Origin of the sequence: Agromyces humi (assembly GCF_009720255.1) — a bacterium.
Taxonomy (GTDB): Bacteria; Actinomycetota; Actinomycetes; order Actinomycetales; family Microbacteriaceae; genus Agromyces; species Agromyces humi.
Map to the genome: position 1 here is coordinate 1 of NZ_WJSP02000347.1, position 3,984 is coordinate 3,984.

Sequence of the window (3,984 nt, forward strand, 5' to 3'; positions counted from 1 at the left end):
ACGTCGGTCGCCGGTGCGGCCGCGGGCTCGGCGGCCGCGGACGCGGGGCTCGAGGCGGCGGCATCCGTCGCCGCACCGTCGCCGGTGTCGCAGGAGAACAGGGGCGCGCCGACGTTCACCGTCTCGCCTTCGACCGCGTGCAGTGCGGTGATCACGCCGGCGTAGGGCGACGGCAGCTCGACGACCGCCTTCGCCGTCTCGACGTCGGCGATGATCTGGTTCAGCTCCACGCGGTCGCCGACCGCGACACGCCAGGCGACGATCTCGGACTCGGTGAGGCCCTCTCCGAGGTCGGGCAGCGGGAACTCCCGGATCATGCCGCTCACGCCTCCACCCCGCTCAGCGAGTTCGGACGGCCGAGCACGCGGTCGACCCCGTCGAGGATGCGGTCGAGGTCGGGCAGGTGGTGCCGTTCGAGCTTCGCGGGCGGGTAGGGGATGTCGTGGCCGGTCACCCGCACGGGCGCGGCCTCGAGGAACTCGAAGCACCGTTCGGTGACGCTGGCCGCCAGCTCGGCGCCGACGCCGCCCTGCTGGCCGGCCTCGTGCGTGATGACGAGTCGCCCGGTGCGACGCACCGACGCCTCGACGGTCGCGTAGTCGACGGGGGCGAGGGAGCGGAGGTCGATGACCTCGATCGAGACGCCGTCCTCTGCAGCGGCGATGGCCGCGTCGCGGGCGGTCTGCACGAGCGCGCCGTACGTCACCAGGGTGACGTCGGTGCCGGATGCCACGACCGAGGCGACGCCCATGGGCTTCGCGTCGGCGAGGCTCGCCGTCTCGTCGACCTCGCCCTTGACGTGATAGCGGCGCTTCGGCTCGAAGAACAGCACCGGGTCGTCGCTGGCGATCGCCTGCTGGATCATGACGTACGCGTCGGCGGGGTTCGAGCACGCCACGACGCGGAGGCCCGCGGTGTGCGCGAAGTACGCCTCGGGCGACTCGGAGTGGTGCTCGGCCGCGCCGATGCCGCCGCCGAACGGCACCCGGATGGTCAGCGGCATCCGCACGTTGCCGCGCGAGCGGTAGTGCAGCTTGGCGACCTGGGCGACGATCTGGTCGAAGCCCGGGTAGATGAACCCGTCGAACTGGATCTCGACGACCGGCCGGAACCCGCGGTACGCGAGGCCCACGGCGGTGCCCATGATGCCGGCCTCGGACAGCGGGGTGTCCACCACGCGGTTCGCGCCGAACTCGGCCTTCAGTCCGTCGGTGATGCGGAACACCCCGCCGAGCGTGCCGATGTCCTCGCCCATGAGCACGACCTTGTCATCGGCGGCGAGGGCGCGCCGGAGGCCGGCGTTGAGGGCCTTCCCGAGGGTGAGCGTGGTCATCGGGCGCCTCCTGCGGCACCGGATGCCGCGGCATCCGTCTCGTCGAACATGGCGAGGTACCGCGCGTAGTGGTCGCGCTGGCGCGCCAGGTGCGTGTTGGGCTCGGCGTACACGTGGTCGAACACGGTCATCGGCTCGGGGTCGGGAATCGTCGTGACGGCGGCGCGCAGCTCGGCAGCGGCGCGACCGGCCTCGTCGGCGATGTCGCGCTCGAGGCCCTCGATGTCGACGCCCATGGTGCCGAGCAGGGCGAGCAGCCGGGTGAGGGGGTCGCGAGCACCCCATTCGGTGAGCTCGTCGTCGGTGCGGTAGCGCTTGGGGTCATCGGCGGTGGTGTGGGGCCCGAGCCGGTAGGTGACCGCCTCGATGAAGGTGGGGCCGCCGCCACGGCGGGCGCGGTCGAGCGCGATGCGCGTCGCGGCGAGCACCGCGAGCACGTCGTTGCCGTCGACGCGGATGCCGGGCATGCCGAAGCCGTCGGCGCGACGGGCGAGCGGCTGCTTGGACTGCAGGCCCACGGGCTCCGAGATCGCCCACTGGTTGTTCTGGCAGAAGAACACGACGGGGGCGTCGAAGCTCGCGGCGAACACGAGCGCCTCGTTCACGTCTCCCTCGCTCGTCGCGCCGTCGCCGAAGTACGCGACGCTCGCGGCGTCCGTGCCCTCCCACGCCGCGCCCATGGCCCAGCCCGTGGCGTGCAGCGCCTGCGCGCCGATGATGATCTGGGGCACGGCCATGCCGTGCTCGTAGGGGTTCCATCCGGATGACGCTGAGCCCCGCCACACGGTGAGGAGCTCGGCGGGGCCGACACCGCGGCACCACGCCACGGCGTGCTCGCGGTAGCTCGTGAAGACGAAGTCGTCGTCGCGCAGGGCGCGTGCTGAGCCGATCTGCGCGGCCTCCTGGCCGGCGAGTGGCGGCCACAGGCCCAGCTCGCCCTGGCGCTGCAGGGCCGTCGCCTCGGCGTCGAGTCGGCGCACGATCGCCATGTCCCGGTAGAGGCGGCCGAGGGCGGCGGCGTCGACATCGGCGACCCAGGGGTCGTGCTCGGCGTCGGCGCGGCGCTCGCCGGCGGGGGTGATGAGCTGCACGAAGTGGTCGGGCTTGGTCAGGAGCCCGGTGGCGTCTCGGTCGGATGGGGTCATCGTCGATCCTCGCGTTCGGCGGGCCCGCCTCGTGAGCGGCCCGCGCCCGGCGACTCTGCCGGATACCGAGAGCGTACGTCGATCTTGCACTCAGCTCAAGTATGCGCGGACGCGTTGAGCATGTTGCCAAGTTGCATCCCGACTTCCGGTGCTATCGTGTGGCGATATGAACGGCTACGACGCGGTCGACCGCGCCCTGCTCGTCGCACTCGCGGCCGACCCGCGGGCGACCGTCGTCGCCCTCGCCGACCGGCTCGCGCTGTCGCGCAACACCGTGCAGGCGCGGATGTCGCGGCTCGAGGCATCCGGCGCCTTCCTCTCGTTCGAACGCAGCATCGACCCGGCGCCGCTCGGGTTCCCGCTCGAGGCGTTCGTGTCGGTGCACGTGCGCCAGAAACAGCTGGCCGACGTGGTGGCCGAGATCGCGGGCATCCCCGAGGTGATCCAGGCCCACGGCCTGTCGGGATCGGTCGATCTGCTCGTCCGCGTGGTCTGCCGTGACGCCCATGACCTGTTCCGCATCGACGGTGAGATCCTCGCGATCGAGGGCGTCGAGCGCACCGAGACGTCGCTCGCGATGGGCGAGCTCATCCCGTTCAGATTGGCTCCGTTGCTCGAGCGCTGAGTGCAAACGAAATTCTGCAAAGAACTCCTTGCAACTCTTTCTTTGCAGCGCTATCTTTGCATCATGAGCAGCAACCCAGACGACCTCCAGTCGCAGCCGAGCAGCTTGCGTCATCCCGGCGTCGATCACGTCATCACGACCGACAGCCTGAAATCGCTCGCACACCCGTTGCGCGTGCGCATCTACGACGAGCTCTCGGCGTACGGCCCGTTGACCGCGAGCGGGCTGGCCGAACGTCTCGGCGAATCGAGCGGGTCCACGAGCTACCACCTCCGCCAACTCGAGCGCACCGGCCTCGTCCGCGAGGACACGACGCGCGGGAAGGGCAGGGAACGGTGGTGGGAGCGCACCCCTGGCTCCATCGCGATCCCCGACGCCCGTTCGCTGCCGCCGGGCAGCGCCGAGCGTCTCGCGGTACGGCTCGTCGAGGACGAATGGCTCCGGACTCGAGACCAGAACTTCCACGAGTTCCTCTCCGAGGGCGACGCCGTCTTCGGCGACGAGTGGCTCGACATCGCGACGAGCGACACCATCAACCTGCGTCTCACGCCCGAGCAGCTCACGGCGCTCGTCGCCGACATCGACGCCGTGCTCATGCGCTACATCGACGCGTACAAGCGCACCCCGACACCGGGCTCCCGCCCGGTGCAGATCCAGATCAACGCCTTCCCGCTCGTGCGCGGGGAGTCGACGGAAGACCCCACGAAGGGATGACGATGAACACCGCGCTCCTCTCCCCCAACACCGGCCTGCTCGCGGAATGGGCCGTTCGCAGCGGTCTGAGCCTCGCCAGCTGGGGCCTGCAGCGGGCGACCCGCCGCAACGACCGCGATCGCCTCCTGCGTCGCATCGAAGCCCGGGCGGCCGCCGAGGCGGCGCTC

5 protein-coding genes are annotated in these 3,984 nt (G+C 71.0%); 2 read left to right on the top strand and 3 right to left on the bottom strand.

The genetic code is table 11. The features are described from left to right. The 3 genes from GH736_RS18695 to pdhA all read right to left on the bottom strand — a co-directional run. Window positions 1–317, bottom strand: a 317-nt coding sequence (locus GH736_RS18695; protein ID WP_328596909.1) for a biotin/lipoyl-containing protein, incomplete at its 3' end; no start/stop codon positions are given. A gap of 5 nt (window positions 318–322) precedes the next feature. Further along, a complete protein-coding gene (locus GH736_RS18700) occupies window positions 323–1,333 on the bottom strand; it encodes an alpha-ketoacid dehydrogenase subunit beta (RefSeq protein WP_159606041.1) in 1,011 nt (336 codons plus the stop codon). Continuing rightward, window positions 1,330–2,478 (bottom strand): pyruvate dehydrogenase (acetyl-transferring) E1 component subunit alpha, encoded by a 1,149-nt coding sequence (pdhA, locus tag GH736_RS18705; RefSeq protein WP_159606043.1) that lies wholly within the window; start codon window positions 2,476–2,478, stop codon window positions 1,330–1,332. The genes GH736_RS18700 and pdhA overlap by 4 nt, the downstream gene beginning before the upstream one ends. A gap of 166 nt (window positions 2,479–2,644) precedes the next feature. Between pdhA and GH736_RS18710 the strand changes: the two genes are divergently transcribed. Continuing rightward, a complete protein-coding gene (locus GH736_RS18710; protein WP_159606045.1) occupies window positions 2,645–3,103 on the top strand; it encodes an Lrp/AsnC family transcriptional regulator in 459 nt (152 codons plus the stop codon). A gap of 63 nt (window positions 3,104–3,166) precedes the next feature. Further along, window positions 3,167–3,817 (top strand): ArsR/SmtB family transcription factor, encoded by a 651-nt coding sequence (locus GH736_RS18715; RefSeq protein ID WP_159606047.1) that lies wholly within the window; start codon window positions 3,167–3,169, stop codon window positions 3,815–3,817. The last annotated feature ends 167 nt before the right edge of the window (window positions 3,818–3,984 follow it).